The organism is Photorhabdus sp. RM71S, from assembly GCF_042879355.1.
GTDB classification, from domain to species: Bacteria; Pseudomonadota; Gammaproteobacteria; order Enterobacterales; family Enterobacteriaceae; genus Photorhabdus; species Photorhabdus kayaii.
The window spans coordinates 24,788-41,744 of record NZ_JBHFKV010000007.1 but is presented as its reverse complement, the minus strand read 5'-3'; the positions used below and the strand labels follow the sequence as shown (position 1 = coordinate 41,744).

Below are 16,957 nucleotides of genomic sequence, written 5' to 3'. Positions count from 1 at the left end.
AAGTTAACGATTGACAGCATAAAGAATATACATTCAATCGTTAACCAATGCAAACTTTATCCATCTGTGTCGTGTGCTATTTCTCCTCTTAGTATCAAGAACAACCTTCATCAGCGAATTGTGAATTCATTCACAAAACACGATTTTAAAAGTTAAAAACCAACTAATATCTGAAACAGATAATACTGTCGTTAAATAAATTTTTTTAATCAAAAAATTAACAATGTTCATATGGATTTTTATAAAAATAAGTCATTAAGGTTATTTTTATCACTCTTTAAACAGGGTGATTAGAAAAATAAAATTATCAGTCAACGACATCTGGAATGAAATAATACATATTTATACCCTATAGATTTCAAGATGCATCGCGACGGCAAGGGAGTGAATCCCCGGGAGCATAGGTAACTATGTGACCGGGGTGAGCGAACGCAGCCAACAAAGAGGCAACTTGAAAGATGACGGGTATAGCTATAATTACTTTTGGCTTCACGTTCAGTCGAATTACTTACCCTAGATCCGATTTCAGATGTTACAACTTGCAACATTAACCTGAAAAAAATGCGTTATTATTGGAGAAATCATGATGAAAAAAACAATAAAAAACATATCCTTATTTACAGGAATTATGCTTGGAAGCTTGACATTAGCTCATGCAGCAATTATTCCACCCAGTACACAACTGGCAACCAACCAGAATATTGTTCGTCATAATGGTTCAGAACCTGCTTCTCTTGATGTGCATAAAGTTGAAAGTGATGTTGAGTTTGATATTATAAACGACTTTTTTAGTGGATTAATCAGTATAGGAAATGATGGTAAGTTTAATCCTAATTTAGCTATCCGTTGGGAAACTAACGATAATAAAACCTGGGTATTTCATCTAAGAGAAGGAATAAAATGGTCTGACGGTTCACCTATTACCGCTCATGATGTGGTTTTTAGTTGGAGACGTTTAATTGATCCTCAAATGGCGTCCCCGTATGGCAGTTATATTGAAAACATGTATATAGTAAATGCCAAAGATATTCTTGCTGGTAAGAAAAAAGTCGCTGAATTAGGCGTAAAAGCATTGGATAATTTAACGGTAGAAGTAACATTAGAGCAACCATTATCCTATTTTTTAAATATGCTAGCACACCCCGTTATGGTTCCTATCAGCCAAAAAGCGGTTGAGAAGTATGGTGAAAAATGGACTCAACCAAATGTATTTGTCAGTAGTGGCCCATTCAAACTCTCTGAATGGATCGTCAATGAGAAGGTGATTGGCATCAGGAATCCACAATATTGGGATAATGAACACACCGTGATTAATAAAGTCACCTATCTTAACGTCACATCAGAAACAGCGGTGGTAAACCGTTATTTAGCAGGAGAAATAGATATTACAAAGGGTATTCCATCGGTTTTATTTAAATCATTAAAAACCAAGTTAGGTAATCAAGTTCATATTTCACCTAAATTAGCTGTTTATTATTACGAATTTAATACCCAAAAAGCCCCTTTTAACGATATTAGAGTCAGACAGGCATTAAATCTGGCTTTAGACAAAGATATCATAACAAATAAAGTTTTAGGGCAAGGCCAAAAGCCAGCCTATAATAATACTCCACCAAATATAGGCGGAATGAACTTAAAACAGCCTGATTATGCATCATGGACGTTGGCAAAAAGAATTGAAAAAGCCCGGCAGTTATTGAATGAAGCGGGTTATAACAGAAATAATCCATTGAAATTTAATCTTCTTTACAATACATCAGAGGATCATAAAAGGATTGCTATTGCCGTCACCTCAATGTGGAAGAAAAATCTGGGCGTGGATGCTGTTTTACAGAATCAAGAATGGAAAACAATGTTAGATACCATGCATCAAGGTAATTTTGATTTGGTAAGATACGCATGGATATCTGATTACGATAATCCTGCTTCGTTTTTAAATAATTATGTCACCAATAGTTCTAATAATACATCATTATATCATAATGATATTTATGATATAATGATCAGTAAAGCCAAAGCAACAAACAACATAGAATATTTCCAGCAAGCACAAGATATTCTTACAAAAGATGTCCCAGCAATTCCTATTTATTACTATGTTAGCGCCAGATTAATAAAACCTTATATTGGCGGATATTATATCAGCCCACTTGGTCTTATGTCATCGAAAGATCTCTATGTTATTAAGCATTAATAAGAGATGTTTGTAAGATTAAAATAAAGATTACGGTTTTTTAACCGTAATCTCAGACCGCTGATACATCTCCCGCCGGAGCCGCTCTGAATTCGATATTTTCCAGCAGGAAGCGCCGGACTCTCCCGTATTGCTCCACCATTTCATCATGAAAGTTAGTATCCGAAATATGGCAGATCTGAGAAGTAGGAGAGCATAAAAAGCTGTGGGGCATTTATGTGGTAAGGAAAACTGCCTGTTTTACGTTCATTTATTGGGTGAAAAATAATAAATCGCCTTGCAATTTACTATAATTCGCTCTATAAATTACAGTAGTCTACATTGTGAAATATTCAGAAATTGCGAGGTGACAACATGGCTGAAACTATCGACCACGGCACCCTCTCACATCTAGTGGAGGCCGGAGCCGTTAAAGGAGCGCACATCGTAGGCCAGCCAGGTGGCTGGGCCGTGATAGTGCGCTATGGAATGCACGAACGACCACTGGCCGCACAGCGCAGCCGCAATGTGCGGCTGTTCCGCAAGTTTGAAACGCTGGTTTCCTACCTCAAAAAAATTGGTATTGCCCGCTTCGACGTGGATTCATCAAACTACGCCCCCGCTCCCCCCAATACCTCAACGCGCAGGCCAGATCGTGCCGAAGCGCTCAAGCGTACCCACGAGGCTGCTGCATATGATGCATGGTTTCGTGAGCAGGTGCAGCAAGCCATAGATGAACCCGGTCCGGGTATCCCTCACACTGATGTCAAGGCCAAATTTGCCGCCAAACGTGAAGCCTTGCGTAAACGCATTGTACAGGGTCGCGCATGAAAATCATTTGGCGAAAGATCGCGGAAGCAGATCGAGAACGTATCTTTGATTACATCGCACAAAACAACCCCAGCGCCGCACTTGAGCTTGACGCAGACTTTGATGCTAAAATCGAACTCGCTGCGCAGCGGCCTAAACTGTACCGCCCCGGCCGTGTGCACGGTACCCGTGAAATCGTCGTGCGGCCTAATTATGTGATTGTCTATCGCATCAAGGATGAAAGCGGTACGCTGGTTGTGCTGCGCGTACTCCATGCGGCCCAGCAATGGCCCCCGGCCAAGTCCTGACAGCTCATATTTCCTCAATTAGGCCGATGTGATCGCCCTCCGATGCGCCATTTTTGCCCTTGCCGTACCACATGTCCCCTTTATCCAGCAATAAAAAATAGCTCAGTCACATCATCTTAAGCAACATAATGGGATCGATAGCAGGACGGTCATTATTGCGGCAATACAACGGGGCGACTAGTTCGCGGATAAATTCGAAATCAATGGCAGCATCGACTTTACGGACCAAATGATTTTTAGGAACCAGCTCGTCAAGCGAGAGCGTTTCTGGTGGGAAAGTCTGGAGAGGGGGGGTGTTCTTAACATGGTGGCAAGCTCCGTTGAATGAACGGAACTTAATTAAAACAAAGTACCGGATAAAAAACCAGCACTTTGTCAATAATCTGAGATTACGGTTTTTAACCGTAATCTTTCTCAGAGGCTATCAAAGTCACGCCCACTCTACGCCGGACACCACCTGCGCAGGATTAGCAAGTAATTTCCGTAAATTACGCATTTCTCTTCCCTGATTAATCGCGACAGCACCGACTAAAACTTCATTTTCTGTACCAAATAAAATGGCCTTATCTGATTGCAAATCACCCTGGATATGCCACTCTTCAGCCTGCATATTACCAACCATTTGGATGTTAATGCCCCACTGATCGGTCCAGAACCACGGCGCGCCTGGCTGAGGGGGGTCCAACCCCATCATGGCATGCGCGGCAATGGTCGCCTGACGGTTAGCATTTTCCCAAGTTTCACGGCGCTGTAGATCACCTGTCAGCGGTTCTCTCTGAAGGCAAACATCCCCGGCAGCAAAAATATCCGGTTCAGAAGTCTGGCAACGGCTGTCAATGACGATTCCGCCATCAGTCACCAAACCGGCATCAGCGGCAAGCTGATCCCTGAATTCAGCGCCGATACCATAAATAATAATATCTCCGATCACCTTTTCACCGGTGTTCAATATAAGCACTAATTCACTCCCTTGCTTTTGTGCGGAAACAATATTGGTATCAAGGAAGAATTGTACCCCTTTTTCCTGATGACGATTCAAAAGATAATCCTGCAATAATGGAGGAGCACAACGCCCCATGATGTTATCTGCCTGTTCGATAACCGTCACGTTTGCCCCCAATTCACAAGAGGTTGCCGCCAGTTCCAGGCCAATCACACCACCACCAACAATCAAAATCCGTTTGTCTTTTTTCACCGCCTGACGTAAACGTTGCGCATCATCCAGCGTCCTCAAGGTATAAATATTTTCACCCAGCTGATCGAGCAGCGGAAATCGTCTGGCTCTTGCCCCCATAGTGAGCAGGAGTTTGTCATACCTGAGCTTGCCGCCATTTTCTAAAACAGCACAATGTTTCGATGGCATAATCTGGCTGACCAACTGGCCTATGCGCAGATCTATCTGGTTTTTCAGATAAAAATCTTCGGAGAACAGGTATTTAGGCGCTTCCTCTGGGTTGATTAAATAGTCTTTTGATAAAATTGGCCGCTCGTAAGGCGCATGATATTCCTTACCAATTAAAATAATATCGCCATCAAACTGTTGCTGCCTTAAGGTTGCGGCGGCCATAGCTCCCGCTTGCCCTGCTCCAACGATAATAAAAGTCTGATTCCGCATATTATGCTCCTATCTGAGTGACAGGTTGAGCACTGACCATTGCCATCCCTGCCAGCCACTCCTTAATAGGTTGGTAATAATGCCGTTGCGCTTTATATTCGCCATAAACAGAAAGCGCCGCAAAAGCCGCAATCCAACAGCGAATTTCCTGTCCACCTTTCCCGCCCTGAATGGCGATTCCCCCCTCTGTTAACGAAGCAAGACGCCGAATATCGCCACTACAAAAAATACGCAATAACTCGTCATCCCACTGTGGATTCAACGGAGCAACGACATTCTCGCCACGAGCCAACGATTTTCCAACCTCAATTACCCGGATTTGCCGTTTTTGACGCACTTCTTTTGTCGGATTTCTCCCGGCAATCAACCCTTCTTCAACTTCCGGCGGAACCTGTCCCATTTGTGGTATCGGAGGATCATGTGATAAGCCACCAGAACCTAACAGCAATACCCGCTGATCTGTTGTGAATAGGAATTGACCCACTGCACGACCTAACTCAACAGCACGACGGCATGTCGGTAATGGTTTAGCTGCACAGTTAATAAATATTGGGATAGTTGGATAACGCTGTAACTCCTGACAAAGCAGCATCAATGGTTGAGTAAAGCCGTGATCGACCTGCATACGCCAGGAGTGGGCCACATCAATCCCTGAATCATATAAGGCAGAAATTAAATCCTTCGCGGTGTTTTCAGGAACATTGAGTGGACCTTTACCAATATCCCAATCCCCCACTGCATTCGCTCTTACTCCAACGCAAAATGCCGGCATGAGATCATAAAAAAAACCATTAAAATGGTCAGGAGCGAAAATCACTATCAATTGTGGATCGTAGGCCTTTATCTGTTCAGCCAATTGCTGAAAAACCTGCCGAACATGCTTTTCTGTCGCCTCAGGCGGAGAACCAAAACCCATCAAAGGTGTGTGTGAAGTACAAATCAATTTAACGGTCATCTGAACTCTCCTTCTTGGTCGGAGACATCACTCCCGCTGTCGTTTGGCGAATGCCACGGATACTTAATCCGGCATCAGCCGTTATCATCACCCCCGTTAAAGTGCGATTATTGGCACGGGAAGCCAACATGACATACGGACCGGTGAAATCTTTTGGCTGAGGTATGAATTGCAAAGGCAAAATTGCACTGAGACTTTCTAATGACAGGTTATCTGTAATACATCTATCTTGCTGAGATAGTGAAGCCGCCCCACGAAGATCACTTGGCATACCACAAGGCGCAACACCATTAACCCTGATAACTGGCGCTAATTCATAAGCTAACTGGCGAATCACGCCGACCGCACCGTGCTTGCTGGCGGTATACAATACCCCTCCACCACCAGAAAACCATGACGAGTTTGACAACGTAAAAATCATGCTGCCTTCTGATGCGGTTAGCGCCGGTAACGCGGCTTTAGCCCCTAGAATATACCCTTTCAGGTTAACACCCATCAGCTCATCAAATCCTTTATCAATCTGCTCTGGTGAGGCGTCAAGCAGGCTGATTTTGTGATCCCATATCCCGGCATTACCAACAAAGCAGTCTAGTTTGCCAAAACGCCGAACAGTTTCAGCCACTGCTCGTTCATTGTCCTCAAAAGAAGCAACATCACCGTGAATAACACAGATATCGTTACCAAAACAGTGTGCCAAAGCTGTCGCTTTTTCTGCCGATAACTCCAAAACGCCCACTTTGGCGCCTTCAGCAATAAAACGCTCTATTAAAGCCAAACCTAAACCGGAGCCACCGCCTGTTAATAAAATGACTTGATCTTTGATCCAACTCATTATTGCTCCTCCGATACAGTGATATAAATGTTTCCGTCTTTAACAACAACAGGATAGGTCTTCAATGGATCTGTAGCAGGAAGGCAAAGTGCCTTCCCGGTTCTAAGACAAAAACTGGCCGTATGCAGTGGACACTCAACTGTCGCATTGTCTTCCAAATACCCTTCGGATATAGAGGCATTACCATGACTGCACCGGTCATCAACAGCAAAGAATTCGCCATCATAGTGAAACAACGCAATATCCGGTGTGTATTCAACCTTACGCGCTCCTCCGTCGGGCAATTCTTCAACAGTACATACGAATAATTGACTCATCAGAATAAGACACTCAAGTTATGGAAAGTTAAGACTGCCTGATCCAAGGTAATTTCACGTTTACAAATCAGCCAGCTATCCGTTTTCGGATGACGGCGAACACAATCCAGACGCTTACCAACATAAAAAGCTTCATCTCGCTCTTTTTGTGAACGGTACAGCAAATAATTGGACTGAACATGAAATTGGTCAGGCAAATCCGTTTCAGTAATCACTAAGTTTGTCAGTAGATGACGTGTACGGGATGGGGGTTCCTCTGCCCATGCCATACCGGTCTCCAACCGAGCTATCCGGCGTTCAAGCTGAAATTTATTGTCATTGAACAACCAAGTAGTTGGCGGCTGGATACTCTTACGGCGATCGCGGGTTTGGGCATTAACAATGGTGCGCATGGTATAGCTGAGATCTTCTGATAACAACTCAAGCCAATCGCGAAATCTCCACTCATCCAGCAATGTAATTTCGTAATACAAGAACTGGCTTATTTCATAGTGCAGTTCCGACGATACCCTTTTTTCCTGATTAACAATTAACTCTTTCATTTGACCAACTCCTGCTGATAAACCCGGCTTTTTTCCTCTATCTCATCCCAGGTTTCACTGGTGAGTAAGTCAGCCCAACGCTGATACATGCCACGGGCAACGGTTTCGGAAAAAACATAATTGGTCACACCCGGAATTCCATCATCCCGCACTCTTTCTTGTCCCAATCTCATTTCCATACACAAGGTGCTGTTACGGGCTTTGTAACCTCTAAGTACCTTCTGAATTTCCACCCAATTTTCTGAATCATCCTGTTCGAGAAAACCTGCCGGACCAAATGCACGGGTCGCACTGTTTTCAAAAGCGGCTTTTACTTCCGGAGAAGCGGCTTTATCTGCGATGCAGAACGCCCAAACTTCCACCTGATCAGGTCCACGTGGATGCCACACCCGCATGGTTGCAGTACCGTTAAGCCAGGAAAGTGTCGGGAAAATATTGTTGTGACCGGCAAGACGCAGTGCCCTGACTTTTCCCAACCGCTGCTCTACCTCGGCATAGGTTTCACGGTAGTAACGGGCAACGGCACCATCAACCCAAACGTTGGCATCGGGTTTTTCGGTCAAGAAAAATCCACAACCGTGACCATTCTGAGCAAATTGCACGGCATCTTTTGCCGTTTCCCAAACTGGTCGTGAAGTCTGATCAGCACCTAATGCTTTTTTATCGTCGCCATCCTTTACGCTCAAAACCTGTACGGCGGAGGCATGGCTGAATAAAGCATGGTATTGATCGCCGGCAAACTGTTCAGCGGGTAATTTCCAGTTACAATTGATCACCCACTTTTGCACACCACCAATAACCTCAGTTCCTCCTTCACGGCGATCAAGCACACCATCAAGATACCAAGCCATATCACCGAGATAATCAATCAGAGAGGGGGCTGTCGTATCCCAGTTACCAAAAATCAATCCTTTATAACTTTCCACACACGGCACTTCCTGAAGTCCCCATTGCTCTTTGCAAAGCCCATGTGGATAAGCGCACGCTTCCAACGGAACGTCGATTAATCGACCGTCCACACCATATGACCAACCATGATAAGGGCAAGTAAAAGCACGGGTATTACCGCTATCTGCGTAACAAACCCGCATGGAACGATGGCGACATTGATTTAGGAAAGCTTTAACGGAACCATTTTTTTGACGGACAACAACAACACTGTCCTCTCCCATATAAGTATTGAAAAAATCACCCGGATTGGGAATTTGGCTCTGATGAGCTAGAAACAGCCAACAACGGCCAAATATTCTTTCGAGTTCTAATTGATAGAGCTCGGGATCGATATAAATCTGAGGAGTTACACGACCGGCTCGGGCATCAATCAGGCGGTAAATATCTGAATCTTTGCTCAATGTCATATTATTCAGTCCTCAAGTAAAAGAAAAGTTGACTTTTTGCCAACATGCAAAATGAATGCTATTAATAGATTAATATTTTGTGAAATACATTGTTTGTTTAAATTAAGACTTTTTTTCGATATGTGAGGAAACAGCAATGGAATTAAGACACTTACGCTATTTTATTGCGGTGGCAGAAGAATTAAACTTTACTAAGGCCGCAAAAAAATTGCATACTGCACAACCTTCGCTAAGTCAACAAATAAAAGATTTAGAAGATTATATTGGTTCTACACTATTAGAGAGAAATAAACGCAGAGTCTCTCTAACCAAAGCCGGAGAAGTTTTTTTCCAACAAGCCCGGCTTATTCTTGAAAATGCAGAGAAAGCAAAAAAAATGGCCCGCAGAGCGGCACAAGAACAAATTGTGCTAACTATCGGATTTGTCCCATCAGCAGAAGTTAAAGTATTACCTGAAGTCATCCCAATATTTCGCTTAGCTCATCCTGGAGCAAAAGTAGAACTTATTAGTTTATTTAATCCAGGACAAGAAGAGAAATTATTACAAGGTGACATTGATGTCGCTTTCATGCGCCCGCCAATAAAGAGTGATTATATTGATTTTAAAGTCATTCTTAATGAACCGCTGGTGGTTCTGATGCCTGCTAATCACAGGCTAAGATATTGTGAGAAAATTTCAGTCAACGACCTACAAGGAGAAAATTTTATTACTCCTGATCCAACACAATCTGGTGTATTACAACAGATTATAGAAAATTATTTTACTGAACATAATGTCGTACCTAATATTATTCAAACAGCTAATAATATGCTATTAATTTTAAACATGGTTAGTCTAAATTTAGGGTGTGCAATAGTACCATTCTATATTACCAGCATCATGACAGATGCCGTTATTTGCCGGCCATTATCAGGATATTCTCCCACAATAGAGTTAATAATGGCATGGCGAAAAGACAATACATCAGAATTATTATCGCACTTAATAGATGTTGTTGAAAATAAATATCTGCAAGAATAAAAATAAGCATCATCGTTTTTTTCTTTCAGACTAGACATATTAAGTATTAGTGAATATTACCCGCTATCGTTATATTAATAACGTATTAATTTAAAATAAATAAGGAAGATATCATGATGTCAATATCAGCGAATCCTCAACATAAACTTATACAACCCGAATTACGTTCGCTTTGGTCTGCTATTGCCAGCGGTGAAATCCATCTACATTATCTCGATGTAAAAGGGATAAAAACTCGTGTTCTTGAAGCGGGTAACGGACCTACTCTGATTTTCTTGCATGGTATTGCAGGTCATTTAGAAGCTTATATGCGCAACATACTGCCCCATGCTGCCCATTTTCGTGTACTGGCAATTGATATGCTGGGGCATGGCTTCACGGATAAACCTGTCCGTTCCTATGAGATTATCGATTATGTGGAACACCTACGGGATCTTATTGAAACATTAAATCTGAAGAAAATTCACCTTTCTGGCGAGTCGCTAGGCGGATGGGTTGCAGCCCGGTTTGCGGCAAAATATCCGCAATATATTCACCGTCTGGTGTTGAACACCGCAGGTGGCATGATTGCTGATCCAAATGTGATGGAACGCCTGCGCACACTGAGCTTAAATGCAGTGAAAAACCCAGATCGGGAAGCTACCCGCAAACGCCTTGAATTCCTGATGGAAGATCCTGCAATGGTGACAGAAGACTTGGTTGAAGCCCGTTTTGCCATTTATCGTCAGCCGGGTATGTTGTCCGCAATGGAAAACATCATGTGCCTGCAAGATATGGATACCCGTTTACGTAACCTTTTGACCGAAGATGAACTGGCAAAGATCCAAGCTGAAACCTTAGTGCTATGGACTACACACGATCCGACTGCTGCGGTTTCAGTAGGTCAGCGTCTTGCCGGGCTTATCGAAAATAGCCGTTTTGTCGTGATGGAAAAATGCGGTCACTGGCCTCAATATGAAGACCCGGACACATTCAACCGGCTCCATATCGATTTTTTACTAAACGGCAACAAATAATGTCCCTTTCAGACGAGTGATATTCCAGTTGGGATGTCACTTCTGTGGTTTGAGCAGGAGCAACAACAGATGAATAACGTCATAACCCATCTTGGTGAAAAATTGTTTCAATCATGGCAGAGTCATCAAGCCATCGATCCTATCTCTAGTGAATATCCAGAACTAACATTACACGACGCCTATCTCATCCAGCAAAAAGTTATTGCTTACCGGTTGGAAACAACTGGAGAACGCATTGTCGGTAAAAAAATCGGTATCACTAGTCAAGCAGTTATGGATATATTGAACGTCGATCAACCCGATTTTGGCATTCTCACCTCAGATATGCATTACAAAAACAATGCCACTGTACCCATTGAGCAATTAATTGCGCCGAAAGCTGAAGGCGAAATTGGTTTTATCCTGAAACACAATCTGCGTGGACCAGGTATCACAGCAGGAGATGTACTCAGAGCAACAGATTATGTCGTGCCCTGTATCGAAATTGTCGATTCCCGTATCCGTGACTGGAAAATAAAAATCACAGATACTGTTGCTGATAATGCCTCATCAGGGTTATTTGTCATTGGCAATGGTGCCCGTATGCCCTCAGAAATTGATTTAGCTGCCGTGACAATAACGTTGGAGAAGAACGGTAAACTGGTTGACACTGGCATTGGTGCCGCTGCACTAGGACATCCAGCCAACTCTGTTGCCTGGCTAGCGAATATGCTAGGAACACTGAATATGGCGTTACTCCGTGGAGAAATCATTCTCTCTGGCTCCCTCACCACCATGGTGCCTGTTAATACGGGTGATCAGTTGAAAATTAACTTACTCGGTGTGGGATCTGCCAAGGTAAGTTTCGCCTGAAAAATTAGCTTTAGTCTCCAAATAGGAGTTATAAAAAGCCCCACCAAAGCTATTGGCAACTTAGTGGCAGGAGCGTATGTTCATTTAAAAGAAAATAACTGGACACTAAAACAAAAGATTGCATTGACATGCCGTATACTTTTTGAAATGGGACACGATTCTGGATTGGCCGGGCAAATAACAACAAGGGGTTCTGCGCAAGGAACCTAGTATACGATACGGCACTCAATCAATTCCGCAAGAGCAAGGGCGTTTTTTTCTTTTTTTCGGTTACATACGATCTGTAATGAAAATGGTAACCCCTGACTGTTTAATCCTGTTGGAATGGAGACCGCGCATAAGTCAGCAAAGTTCACGAAACGGGTGAAGTCATTTGGGGGTTGATGTTCATCTTTTTCAGCTATAGGCCAAGAAGGTTCTGGGGTGGTTCTGGGGTTGTAGGAATTACTAACGCATCCACATTCTGAAACCAATTCGAAAATATCTTCCGTACGTAACGACAGAATATCAATGCTTCCGAATACTCTTTCTCCTTTATCTCTTTGCCACGTTCTAATCTTACTTTAATTGTATCGCTGAGGGAGTTCTGTGAATTACACAAATATCCATAATTCTGCCAAGCCTCAAACGCAGTAATTATAGAATTAGCTTTCATGCACTGCGATAAAGGATATGGGAAAGGTTTCTTTTGAGTTACCATACCCATTTGAGAAAAAACTTTCAGCAATGACGCATAATGCGAATCTGTTTCCTTATCTAAAATATGTTCTTCTTCTGATGGTAATATGCCAATATTCAGATTATTAATGCATGAGTGATACGCTAAATTTGGGTTCAGCTGATTATAGATAATGAATATATCAGATGCATATCTGGCAATAATTCCCACAGTATCCATCGTCTGGCTTAATGGAAGCATACCTGATGATGACAAATTGCCCATCGATGGCCGAAACCCACTTACGCCACACCAAGCGGCGGGTATACGTGCAGATCCACCCGTGTCAGTTACAAGAGCTATCGGTGTCAGACCGGCTGCCACTGCTACAGCGGAGCCATTACTTGAGCCACCTGGAGCAACTTTCTGTGATTGTCCCCAAGGGTTGAGTGGCGTCGGGCTATTTTCCATGATGCCCGCTGCTCCCATACCGAGCTCTACTGCTCTGTGTTTTCCTGTCAGAATCATTCCCTGTTTCAAGAGGGTGGCCACGACTGGTGCCGTAACATATGCTTTTTGACTAAAACAGTTTGTGCCTCCTCCAGTGACCTTACCTTTCAGATCAAAAAAATCCTTAACAGCAAAAGGAATGCCATGGACAGGGCCACGCCAATTTCCTGATCGTATTTCCTGTTCAGCACGTTTTGCTGCAGTCCGCGCATCAGCTTCATAGACTTCTGAAAAGGCGTTCAACTTCTGGCCGTAACATAAAATACGCTTCATGTACTCATCTAAAATCTCAACAGGTGATATCACGCCGTTCCGTATTCTGTCTCCTAATTCATTAATTGAAAGACTGATAATTTCATCCATCATTTATCTGCCTTTAGTGTTATGGAACTGTGATATTCATCAATATCATTTTTTACAAAAAGAAAATTGATAATCAAGATGGATAAAGTAGCTATGATAATAGTAATAACCGCATACTTCATGTTTAAAATAAAGAGTTTTTCACTGTTTACCATTTGCCCAAAAACTGCCACGGCAAAAGCGGAACCTATCTGACCAGTTGCACGGGAAACTCCTGAAGCAACGCCTGTGTACTGTTTCGGAGTACTTTGCATAAATAAAGATGTTGACATTGGTGATCCCAGCCCTCCACCAAAACCAATCAACACAAGTGGAACAAAAAGATAAATATAGTCATTGTTGAACTGTGTAACCAGTAATCCACTGAAACCGACCAATCTTATCATGGCCCCAACAATCATCATGTGGCTCGTCTGGTAACGGTGTGCAAACCATCCAGAGACCTTATTTCCCAATATGACACTGATTGAGAGCGGTAACAGGGCCATACCCGTTTGTGTTGCACTCAGGTGCTGAATATCCTGAAACCAAAACATAAGCCCAACAATTTCAAAGGCATCCGAATGAAACCCAAGCTCCCTATTAGACATATAGCCTCGATTATTCGGATTATTTTTCTCATTTACCTTGTTGTTATGCCGACGTAACAGAGACGCATCAATTTCCTCGGTAGGAACCCCCAGACGATTGAGACCTTTTATCATCCAGGCTACCTCATTTTTGAACCGGCCTTTATAAGTGACAATGGCTACTCTTCTGGCTGGCTCTCCGGTACGTTCGCGATGAGTTTCCAATAATGTCTCAAGAAATAAATCGGGATTTTGGACAAAGGGCTGAAAATCGGCGCTGGCTTCAATACCTTTTAGTAAAGGGTTTGACACCTTTGACCACAATGCACCTGCAACCCCATTCTGGATCACTCCCCCGGGACAATCGGTATTAGTTTCCAAGATCTGATAAAATTCTGGTCAAAGGGGTATGATTTGGCAAATTAAATAAATAATGTTCGCTTTTCTTGTAAGTCAGAAAATATTCACGTATCGAGACATTTTCCACCCATGCATGAGCGAATTTTTCAAATATTCCTGTAAAACGCTCACCGATGCTGGCGAGTTGCCGAATCAAGTTATCAGACAAAATAAGAGAGCGAATTGAAACCGGATAGCTTTTGCCTTCAAAATTTAGTCCTCCATCAGCGAGTTTCTGGCTTAGGCTTTTCTGCGCTTCTAATAAAGAGGATTTTTCATTTTCGTCAAGACTAAGTAGTTTTTTTTCAATCAAGGCTTCATCCTGATAAAACAGAGTGTCATGAGGTATTAATAATGAAGTGTTTATTTTATTCTTATTCGCCATGCCTAACCGAACGGAAACCTGTTTCAGGGATTTTTCAAGTAATAATAATCCCTGCTCAAGGACATTGATTTCGATAGTCAGCGGAGGAAGTAATTTGATGACCTGTCCCAGTGGACCACATGTTTCTATAATGAGACCTAACTCAGTGGCTTGGTTTCTGACATTTTCTGCTGCCTGCGAAGAAAAGAGTTCTAAGCCCCACAACATTCCTTTTCTCGGATTGTTCTGATCAATTGGGGGGTATTGTTGATGCAGGCCCAGCAGGTATTCATGCACGATTTCCGATTTATTTTTAAGACTTCGCAAAAAATGTGAATCATGCCAGTAATCAAGAGCATATGTAGCACCAATAAATGCAAGGTTATTACCACGGAAAGTTCCGTTATGCTCTCCAGGCTGCCATATATCCAATTCCGGTTTCATTAAAACAAGAGACATGGGAAGTCCATATCCTGAAACAGACTTTGCAAGGCAGATGATATCCGGTTTTATTCCAGCGTCTTCGAAACTGAAGAAAGTGCCTGTACGACCACAACCAGCCTGAATATCATCAACAATAAGCAAGATATTGTTTGCAGCTGCGATCTCTGCTACACCCCGTAACCATTCTACGCTCGCCACATTGACTCCACCCTCTGCCTGAATAGTTTCCAGAATAATTGCTGCAGGCAAGTCAATACCGGAACCCGGAGAATAAACATTTCATTGATTAAACCATAAATTATCTTAACAAGCATTTCAATAAACTATTAATCACGCAAAGCAATAAATATTCAACCATTTGAAAAATAAAATTAATATCTTTATGGGAGTATGGTAAGTACCAATATCGACTAATTTTTTATGAAATAATTTCAAAGTGAAATAATTACTCATTGATATTACGTAATGTATATAAATAGATACATGGACACCGACTCGATTCAAGTAGATGAATAAATCTTCTGGCAACGAAGTCGCAAACATATATTCAGCTTCAATGAGCCCGGATGAAAATCCGTACTCTCTGCCCTCATTATTTCAATTGATGCTATAGGGTTAATTCTTATCGCATTAAGTTACGTTTTAACAGTAATTAAAGACGGATTACTGTCTATTGTCGATATTGGTTCGCCATCGAAGGACTAGCAAATCTACTTTCAGCAATATCATTCACACTGCAATTGATATTTCGCAAAACATAATAATCAGGTTGCTGTAGCTGTGCTGGTTGAGCAGGAAAAGGATCTTTTAATGTTTTGTCATTTATCAGTAATATTATCGATAATATCATAAATATTAATGAAAAATTACAACCCCTTAGCCTTGAGATGGCAATAGCAAAACATCAGCTTTATACATACAACGCAATAATTTCTTATGGATAGAATAAACAGGTAATACATTTTCCTAAATAAATTGCAGAAAGCTATTATAGCTCTTACCAGAATCATCAAGAAATGCTAAAGTTGAAGGATATGAATATTTCAAATGAGCATGCCATAATGATCCAGGAAAAACGTGTTATTCGTCGAATCCAGTCTGGTGGTTGTGCGATCCACTGCCAGGATTGTAGCATTAGCCAACTGTGTATTCCTTTTACCTTGAATGAGCACGAGCTTGACCAGCTTGATAATATTATTGAGCGTAAGAAACCTATCCAGAAAGGGCAAACGTTATTTAAAGCAGGTGATGAGTTGAAATCTCTTTATGCTATCCGTTCTGGCACAATTAAAAGCTATACCATTACTGAAGAAGGTGATGAGCAGATTACAGGTTTCCACCTCGCAGGGGATTTAGTCGGTTTTGACGCCATCCTCAATACTCAGCATCCAAGTTTTGCTCAAGCTCTGGAAACATCAATGGTCTGTGAAATTCCGTTTGAAACACTCGATGATCTGTCCGGCAAAATGCCTAATCTCCGCCAGCAAATGATGCGCTTGATGAGTGGAGAAATTAAAGGCGACCAAGAAATGATATTGTTGTTATCTAAGAAAAACGCTGAAGAACGGTTAGCCGCATTTATTTATAATCTCTCTCGTCGTTTCGCTCAGCGTGGTTTCTCACCAAAAGAATTCCGTTTAACCATGACCCGCAGTGATATTGGTAATTACCTGGGTTTAACGGTTGAAACTATTAGTCGTCTGCTTGGGCGTTTCCAGAAAAACCAAACTCTCGGTGTAAAAGGTAAATACATCACAATTGAAAACATGGATAAGTTGTCTGAGTTAGTCGGAAAAAAATCTGTTTCAATTACCTGATCTTAAAACCAGATCATCTTATTTTGTTGATCTG

General features: G+C 42.1%; 17 protein-coding genes. 7 read left to right on the top strand and 10 right to left on the bottom strand.

Annotation, left to right across the window (positions count from 1 at the left end; all coding sequences use genetic code 11):
* Window positions 1-583 precede the first annotated feature (583 nt).
* From ACGF5R_RS05985 to ACGF5R_RS05975, 3 genes are all read left to right on the top strand, one after another.
* Window positions 584-2,194: an ABC transporter substrate-binding protein gene (locus ACGF5R_RS05985; RefSeq protein WP_387690089.1), complete on the top strand. Its 1,611-nt coding sequence runs from the start codon at window positions 584-586 to the stop codon at window positions 2,192-2,194.
* Window positions 2,195-2,548: 354 nt separating this feature from the next.
* A complete protein-coding gene (locus ACGF5R_RS05980; protein ID WP_112875984.1) occupies window positions 2,549-3,004 on the top strand; it encodes a hypothetical protein in 456 nt (151 codons plus the stop codon).
* Window positions 3,001-3,291, top strand: coding sequence for a type II toxin-antitoxin system RelE/ParE family toxin (locus ACGF5R_RS05975; protein ID WP_112875985.1), 291 nt, complete (start codon window positions 3,001-3,003; stop codon window positions 3,289-3,291). Before ACGF5R_RS05980 ends, ACGF5R_RS05975 begins: the two co-directional genes overlap by 4 nt.
* A 106-nt stretch (window positions 3,292-3,397) precedes the next feature.
* On the opposite strand, the gene ACGF5R_RS05970 is transcribed toward ACGF5R_RS05975, so the two are convergent.
* Genes ACGF5R_RS05970 through hcaE form a run of 7 tightly spaced genes read right to left on the bottom strand, consistent with a single transcriptional unit; the run spans window position 3,398 to window position 8,910 of the window.
* Entirely contained in the window at window positions 3,398-3,670 is a 273-nt protein-coding gene (locus ACGF5R_RS05970; RefSeq protein ID WP_387690182.1) for a hypothetical protein, read from the bottom strand.
* Window positions 3,671-3,721: 51 nt separating this feature from the next.
* Window positions 3,722-4,906: a phenylpropionate dioxygenase ferredoxin reductase subunit gene (gene hcaD / locus ACGF5R_RS05965; protein WP_112875986.1), complete on the bottom strand. Its 1,185-nt coding sequence runs from the start codon at window positions 4,904-4,906 to the stop codon at window positions 3,722-3,724.
* Window position 4,907: 1 nt separating this feature from the next.
* Window positions 4,908-5,861 (bottom strand): 3-carboxyethylcatechol 2,3-dioxygenase, encoded by a 954-nt coding sequence (locus ACGF5R_RS05960; protein ID WP_262980089.1) that lies wholly within the window; start codon window positions 5,859-5,861, stop codon window positions 4,908-4,910.
* Window positions 5,851-6,693: a 3-phenylpropionate-dihydrodiol/cinnamic acid-dihydrodiol dehydrogenase gene (gene hcaB / locus ACGF5R_RS05955; RefSeq protein ID WP_112875988.1), complete on the bottom strand. Its 843-nt coding sequence runs from the start codon at window positions 6,691-6,693 to the stop codon at window positions 5,851-5,853. The genes ACGF5R_RS05960 and hcaB overlap by 11 nt, the downstream gene beginning before the upstream one ends.
* The gene (hcaC, locus tag ACGF5R_RS05950; RefSeq protein ID WP_011146458.1) at window positions 6,693-7,010 is read right to left on the bottom strand and encodes a 3-phenylpropionate/cinnamic acid dioxygenase ferredoxin subunit; all 318 of its coding nucleotides are present in this window, start codon (window positions 7,008-7,010) and stop codon (window positions 6,693-6,695) included. Before hcaC ends, hcaB begins: the two co-directional genes overlap by 1 nt.
* On the bottom strand, window positions 7,010-7,552 hold the full coding sequence (gene hcaF / locus ACGF5R_RS05945) for a 3-phenylpropionate/cinnamic acid dioxygenase subunit beta (RefSeq protein WP_112875989.1): 543 nt from the start codon (window positions 7,550-7,552) through the stop codon (window positions 7,010-7,012). Before hcaF ends, hcaC begins: the two co-directional genes overlap by 1 nt.
* On the bottom strand, window positions 7,549-8,910 hold the full coding sequence (hcaE, locus tag ACGF5R_RS05940) for a 3-phenylpropionate/cinnamic acid dioxygenase subunit alpha (RefSeq protein WP_112875990.1): 1,362 nt from the start codon (window positions 8,908-8,910) through the stop codon (window positions 7,549-7,551). Before hcaE ends, hcaF begins: the two co-directional genes overlap by 4 nt.
* A gap of 136 nt (window positions 8,911-9,046) precedes the next feature.
* Here hcaE and hcaR point away from each other — a divergent pair, with 136 nt between their 5' ends.
* The 3 genes from hcaR (at window position 9,047) to ACGF5R_RS05925 (ending at window position 11,799) form a co-directional block, all read left to right on the top strand.
* On the top strand, window positions 9,047-9,931 hold the full coding sequence (hcaR, locus tag ACGF5R_RS05935; RefSeq protein WP_112875991.1) for a DNA-binding transcriptional regulator HcaR: 885 nt from the start codon (window positions 9,047-9,049) through the stop codon (window positions 9,929-9,931).
* Between the two features lie 113 nt (window positions 9,932-10,044).
* Window positions 10,045-10,947 carry an alpha/beta fold hydrolase gene (locus ACGF5R_RS05930; RefSeq protein ID WP_240000672.1) on the top strand — a complete coding sequence of 301 codons (903 nt, stop codon included), beginning with the start codon at window positions 10,045-10,047 and terminating at the stop codon, window positions 10,945-10,947.
* 69 nt (window positions 10,948-11,016) lie between these two features.
* On the top strand, window positions 11,017-11,799 hold the full coding sequence (locus ACGF5R_RS05925; RefSeq protein WP_112875992.1) for a fumarylacetoacetate hydrolase family protein: 783 nt from the start codon (window positions 11,017-11,019) through the stop codon (window positions 11,797-11,799).
* A gap of 400 nt (window positions 11,800-12,199) precedes the next feature.
* On the opposite strand, the gene ACGF5R_RS05920 is transcribed toward ACGF5R_RS05925, so the two are convergent.
* The 3 genes from ACGF5R_RS05920 to ACGF5R_RS05910 are packed head-to-tail and all read right to left on the bottom strand — an operon-like array spanning window position 12,200 to window position 15,355.
* Window positions 12,200-13,333, bottom strand: a complete 1,134-nt coding sequence (locus tag ACGF5R_RS05920; protein WP_387690086.1) for an amidase — start codon at window positions 13,331-13,333, stop codon at window positions 12,200-12,202.
* Window positions 13,330-14,250, bottom strand: a complete 921-nt coding sequence (locus tag ACGF5R_RS05915) for an MFS transporter (protein WP_387690084.1) — start codon at window positions 14,248-14,250, stop codon at window positions 13,330-13,332. The genes ACGF5R_RS05920 and ACGF5R_RS05915 overlap by 4 nt, the downstream gene beginning before the upstream one ends.
* 19 nt (window positions 14,251-14,269) lie before the next feature.
* Window positions 14,270-15,355, bottom strand: coding sequence for an aminotransferase class III-fold pyridoxal phosphate-dependent enzyme (locus tag ACGF5R_RS05910; RefSeq protein ID WP_387690082.1), 1,086 nt, complete (start codon window positions 15,353-15,355; stop codon window positions 14,270-14,272).
* An 812-nt stretch (window positions 15,356-16,167) separates the two neighbouring features.
* Here ACGF5R_RS05910 and ACGF5R_RS05905 point away from each other — a divergent pair.
* Window positions 16,168-16,923 carry an FNR family transcription factor gene (locus ACGF5R_RS05905; RefSeq protein WP_011146433.1) on the top strand — a complete coding sequence of 252 codons (756 nt, stop codon included), beginning with the start codon at window positions 16,168-16,170 and terminating at the stop codon, window positions 16,921-16,923.
* Window positions 16,924-16,957: the final 34 nt, after the last annotated feature.